1 protein-coding gene and 1 pseudogene are annotated in these 1,042 nt (G+C 50.7%); both read left to right on the top strand.

Annotation, left to right across the window (positions count from 1 at the left end):
* Positions 1-550, top strand: a pseudogene (locus ACOCD2_RS21680) (site-specific DNA-methyltransferase); the annotation flags it as partial.
* A partial coding sequence (locus ACOCD2_RS21675; protein ID WP_419589514.1) for an AAA family ATPase occupies positions 547-1,042 on the top strand: 496 nt, incomplete at its 3' end. The pseudogene ACOCD2_RS21680 and the gene ACOCD2_RS21675, both read left to right, overlap by 4 nt.

Below are 1,042 nucleotides of genomic sequence, written 5' to 3'. Positions count from 1 at the left end.
AAATATCGAATGGTTCGCCGATCCCACGGCCTATAAACTAAACGTCAAAAAACCCGGCACCGACGAGTATGCTGAAAAGGCAGTCGATCTTGTCGAAACCTTTAACTGGCTGATCGGCCTCCATGTCGAGCATCTGGACCACTGGCGTAGCTATGCGGCCTCATTCAAGCGGGAACCCGACCCGGAGCTGCCAGAGGACACCAGTACGCGCCTGATCCTTGACGGTTCATTAAAAGAGACGGACGATGGCGCCTGGCGCTTTCGAAAGATCGAAGGCTATACGCTGCACACGCCCGGCGATCAATCGGTTCGTGAGCGTACGCTGGCGATCTGGCGCAAGCTGACTGGCGACCTGGAAAAAGACAATCTGATGCTGGACGAGTGGTTCAAGAAGTATCGCCTGTCCACCCAGGATACCGAGTTCGATGTTATTTATGTCAACGGCTCCAACAACCTGCCCAATCTGCGGCAGGCGGAAGAGACCTGGAAGGTCCGCCTCATTGAGGAGTATTTCCACCAGGCAATGTGGGATGTGGAGGACGCTTTATGAGCAAGAGCATGAAAGGTGCGATCAAAAAACTCAGCATTCAGGGCTTCAAATCCATACGCGAGCTGGAACCCTTTACGTTCAACAATTTGAATGTGTTTATCGGCGCCAATGGTGCGGGCAAGAGCAACCTGGTGCAATTGTTTCGCCTGTTAATGGCTATGACCCGTAAAAACCTCCAGCAATTCATACTGGAAAATGGTGGCGCGGACAGCTTTTTGCACAATGGCCCGAAACAAACGAAAGCCATCAAGGTTGAACTGGAATTTCAATCACATAGCAGTTTTGCGAAAGACTCGAATTTTTATCGTTTCGAGCTGATGCCTACCGTGGATGAAACCTTTCTGGTCAGTGAAGAACGGAAATATGTGACTACTAATTGGTGGTCTTATGGCTCAGCAGCCCATGAAAGCCGCCTCTATGACGAACGCAATGAGCGTTCTGCCGATGGCCAATATAATGGCGTAGGGCATTTTGTCTATGAATCTATCGCGC

The organism is Thiolapillus sp. (genome assembly GCF_048562965.1).
Classification (GTDB): Bacteria; Pseudomonadota; Gammaproteobacteria; order Chromatiales; family Chromatiaceae; genus Thiolapillus; species Thiolapillus brandeum_A.
Note: the sequence above shows the minus strand (reverse complement) of the source record. Positions and strands in the feature narration are given on the sequence as shown.